This window comes from Pseudomonas edaphica (assembly GCF_005863185.1).
Classification (GTDB): domain Bacteria; phylum Pseudomonadota; class Gammaproteobacteria; order Pseudomonadales; family Pseudomonadaceae; genus Aquipseudomonas; species Aquipseudomonas edaphica.
Genome location: NZ_VBVZ01000502.1, coordinates 1 through 4,658 on the forward strand (window position 1 = coordinate 1; position 4,658 = coordinate 4,658).

General features: G+C 56.6%; 3 protein-coding genes. 1 reads left to right on the forward strand and 2 read right to left on the reverse strand.

Going from position 1 to position 4,658, the window contains the following annotated elements; translation table 11 throughout:
• Both FEM54_RS25215 and FEM54_RS25220 read right to left on the reverse strand, forming a co-directional pair.
• The coding region (locus FEM54_RS25215) for a transporter substrate-binding domain-containing protein (protein WP_138453510.1) at positions 1–871 on the reverse strand (871 nt) is incomplete at its 3' end.
• 101 nt (positions 872–972) lie between these two features.
• Positions 973–1,818, reverse strand: coding sequence for an EAL domain-containing protein (locus FEM54_RS25220; RefSeq protein ID WP_138453511.1), 846 nt, complete (start codon positions 1,816–1,818; stop codon positions 973–975).
• Between the two features lie 294 nt (positions 1,819–2,112).
• Between FEM54_RS25220 and FEM54_RS25225 the strand changes: the two genes are divergently transcribed.
• Positions 2,113–4,658, forward strand: a 2,546-nt coding sequence (locus tag FEM54_RS25225; protein ID WP_240792802.1) for a hybrid sensor histidine kinase/response regulator, incomplete at its 3' end; no start/stop codon positions are given.

Consider the following 4,658-nt stretch of genomic DNA (forward strand, 5'->3'; position numbering starts at 1 on the left):
GCACATTATCGTCCGGCATTACCGTGCCGCCGCCGGTCCAGCGCTTGATCAGGTAGCTCATGCGCAGTTGGCCGAATGTGGTCAGCGAGGCATTTAGAATGCGTAGCAGGCGTTGATCTTCCTGCTTGAGCAGAAACCCATAGCCGCCTGCGTCGACTTTCACAAACTGGATAAATTTGAGATAGCTGAAAAAGCTATGGTTGACCAGGTAGTGGGTGGTTACCGAGTCGCCCAAAAACACGTCGATGCTCTGGAACGCGACGGCGGCCAAGGCTTGCGCGGTGGTGTCGTAGGTAAAAAACTGTGCATGAGGATAGCGGTCGGTCAGTAGCGCGTATGGCAGGTAGTCCTTGGAGACTGCTACGGTTAGCCCATTGAGATCTGAGGGAACCGCAATGTCGCTGTCCTGGCGTTGATAGAGTACGGGGGCATTGACGCTGTACGGCAGCGTCACCACCGTGTCAGAAGAGTCGCGATCATAGTCGCTGGACCGGCTGATCAAGTCGATTTCGCCGGCTCGCAAGGCGGCCATCGCTTGCCCACGGTCAGCAAACCCGACGACTTTGATATCCAGGCCCAGTTGTTGCTTGAGCATTGTCGCCACGTCAGCGCTGATGCCCTCGTAATCACCGTTGCCGTAGACCATGTCGAAGGGCAGGGTGAACGGTGCGACCACGCCAAGGCTGAGGGCACGCCGTTGGCGCAACCAGGCCCAGTCGGCTTCCGGTAATTGCAGCTTTTGTGGTTCCTGACTCACTTGGCTAAGCAAGTGCAGGGGCTGTTGCGGCATGGGTATCGTTGCGGCAGCGCCGTACGATACCGCCGGCAGCAGTACGGTGAAGAAAGCCACGAAGGCTTTGAGCGTGGACATGAAACGTATACCTGACTGCAAAATGCAAAGTACGCCGCGCTGGCCGGCTCAAGGTCGGCCACGGACGTGGCGGGTGGGGGAGTAAACGCTGTGAATGGGGTTCAGACTGACGTCAGCACTACCTGTGAGTCCGCAATGTATTCAAGGATGTAAGGCAGCAGCGCGGTATCCGCCATCGGCGGGGCGATGGCATATCCCTGCACAATGGATACGCCCAGGGTTTTGAGCCGCTTGAGCTGGGCCGGGGTCTCGACACCCTCGATCACCAGTGACACACCCAGGCTGGCTGCCAGGCTGACGGTATGGGCGACAATGGCGGTGCAGGCCGAGTGCGTGTCGAGTTTGTGTACGAAACCGGCGTCGAGTTTGAGCTCGGTGAAAGGCACATCACACAAGCGCTCCAGTGACGAGAAACCGGTGCCAAAGTCATCCATGGACAAACCGCAGCCCAGCAGCTTGAGTTGCAACAGGTTGTTCATGGCGACACTGCACGGATTGAGCGTGCCGGTTTCGGTGATCTCGAGGATGATGCTTTGGGCAGGGCACTCATGTGCACGCAGCAGCACTTTAATCGCCTGGCTCAGTATGGGGTTGCTGAGTTGAGACGGCTGAAGGTTGAATGACATCGTCAATGGCAGGTTCAGGCTGGCCAGTTTCTGGCGCAGGATCAGCCCTTGCTCGAAGAGGCGCAGGAACAGCTCATCCATCAGGTCGTGATGCTCCAGTGCTTGCAGGAAATACCCGGGCGTCAGCAGGCCTTTCTCGGGGTGCCGCCAGCGCGCGAGCACTTCCAAGCCGCAAATCGTGCCCGTTTTCAGCGAAAGCTGAGGTTGGTAGAAACCCACAAACGCGTGATCCGCCAACCCTTGGCGCAGCGCCTGTGCGTCTGGCTCTAGAAACTTTGGGGGGGCTGCCTGACTGAGGCTGAGTACGGCTGAGGTTTTCATGTAATGCCCTGCAAGGGATGACCATGAGTCAATTTTGCAGGATGTGAGTAACCATAAACGTCAGCTCTTTCGAGCGGATACGTAGGACTAATCTTACTGACTAATGAAAAGCCTATAGACTCACCCGAGTAGACGGTTGTTCGGTAACCGCACCTGAACTTTCAAAGGCCAGAAGTCCGCTTATGAACACTGCAAATGGCATCGCTTATGCGCTATAGGCAATCGAGCGTTGGCAAGCTTGAAAAAGTCTCGCTTCGGTTGGGTTTCGGCTTGTTGGTGTCTTTTTTGTTACTAGTGTTCTTCGCCGTGGCCGGGTATTGGGTGACCTACAAGGTCATTCGCGGGGAAGTGCTCAAAGTCGATTATCACTTTATGCGTTTTGTGGGCCGAGCCTACGACCATGAAATATTTCTGCTACGGGCCATCAAAGCCAGCAGCCAATTGGAATACAAGCCGGTATTTAGCCCTGGAGCCTATGTGGTCAACCAGACCATCCAGGGCAACATGCGTATTTATGAAGGCCAGGCATCCCAGGTAGCGACGACGTTTTCCGCGGCACTACCCATCAAAGCCGCTGATGCGAATGATGGGGTGCGGGATCAACAACTGCAACTTGGGGTTGCGCTGGCGAATGTGTATGGCGACTTCTGGAGCGGTTCAACCTTCGCGTCGCCGCAAATGTTCGTGTTTGATCTGTCGAGCGATTTCGACATCGCGATTCCTGCGATCAGCCCCCAGTCTCAACCAGGCCAGCTGAATTTTTCCCAGGTATTGGATGAGGTCAAGCAATCCGCGCGTCAGCTACCGCCCTTGAGCAGTGACTTGTTGGTGCGCTGGCGGCCTAGTCATTTCTTTTTGGGCGGTGAAGACATTCAACAAATACTGGGCTATGTCTCAGGTCGCATCGAAGAGGATCAGTGGGCGCGAAAGGGCCCACCCAGGGAATTGATTGCCGCTACCTTGCTGTATTGGGACGAATTTGACGCACCCGGGGTAAGGATAGAAAAGCAGTTTTTTGATCTGCCGTTGTACAGCAACGTCGACATCGCCGCGCCGGACGGCACGCGTGTAGTGGGGGGCAAGTCGCCACAGATCTACCAGTATGAAAGCGGCTTCCATTTCACTACCTCAGGGCTACTGATCAAGCGCAGTGCCGGGGACATGGGCGCCTGGCAGGCCCTGTATCGTATCCCCTACAAACAACTGATCCTGGATGCACGTTGGCAGTTGCTAGGACTGCTCGGCTTGCTGGGCTTATGCATCATCAGTGGCTGGTCGGTCATCCGATGGTATCGACGGCGCATCGTGGTGCCAGCGAGTAATGACTTTCGGGAGTTATTGGTCAACCATGACTTCAACCTGTCTTTGTTGCAAACGGTGCCGCTGGCTTTGTGTGTGGTCAAGGGGCCGCAGATCGAACTGGTGACGCAGAACAGTTTGTATACGCAATGGTTGGGCGAGCCGACCGAGTTTGCACAAATGATGGCGCTATGGCCGCTGTTTGAGCAGGATAAACCCCTTACCGGTGAAGGCTCCCTGCTGCTCGATCAGCGGGTCTTGCATGTGCGCTATACACCCACCGAGTATCTTGGCGACAGCGTGTTGCTGTGTACCTTCACTGATATTTCTTCCCACCGCGAAGCATCCGCATCGTTGCTACTCGCCCGCCAGGCGGCGGATGCGGCGAATGAGCAGAAAAGCAACTTCGTCGCCACCCTGAGCCATGAACTACGCACGCCGTTGTACGGTGTGCTGGGCACGCTTGAACTGCTGGGCATGACCTCTCTGGATGAACGCCAACGTGGTTATCTGCGTACAATCGATAGCTCATCCGCGGTATTGATGCATTTGATCAGCGATGTGCTCGACCTGTCCAAGATCGAAGCGGGCCAGCTGGTTCTGGAGTCCGTGGCGTTCCAGCCTCTGGAAATGCTTGAAGAAACCGTGCGCGGGTTCTCGGCGGTGGCGGCGAACAAAGGGCTGGCGCTTTACTGCTGCGTTGACCCGCGCGTGCCGAACCTTGTGCAGGGTGACCGCATGCGTATCCAGCAGATCGTAGGCAACCTGCTCAATAACGCGATCAAGTTCACCCAGAGCGGGCATGTCGCAGTCTTCCTGTCGCCTATCGGAGTCTGCGCAGGCGAAGTGAGCCTGCAATGGTGCGTGATCGATAGCGGCCCAGGGATGTCTGAAGCGGTGCAGGCGCAACTGTTCGAGCGCTTTTACCAGGCTGACAGCAAGCATCACACCGTCGCCGGCACCGGGCTCGGGCTGCCTATCTGCTCCCATCTCAGCCAGATGATGGGGGGCGCATTGAGCGTGGACAGTGCACTAGGCGAGGGCAGTACCTTCATATTCGAGTTGGCCCTGGAAATTCTAGAGGCCCGCCAATCTTCACTGCCACAGTTATTAGGCAAGTGCATCGATGTTCGCACCCCCTATGCAACCTTGTCCGATAACCTTTGCGCCTGGCTGGAGTGGCACGGGGCACACACTACCGTGATGGGCGATGATGCTCGCGGAGCGCCTGATGCCGTGTTGACGGTCATGCCGCAAGAGGTTGAGGTGGCAAGCTCAGGCGCGATTAATGTCTTCGCCCAGCATGATTTCAGTAGTACGCCCCAGTTTATCGGCCAGGACGTGGTGGTGAACCAGAACAGCGTCGGGTCCATTTGCCGTGCGTTGGTGATGGCGATCACTGGCGAATCGGAGGCACCGTTACCGCAACCACCGGTGACGCATCTGCAACTGGAGCTGAATGTGCTGGTGGCCGAAGACAACCCGGTCAACCAGGTGCTGATGAAAGAGCAACTGGAACGTATCGGCTGTACTGTGGATTT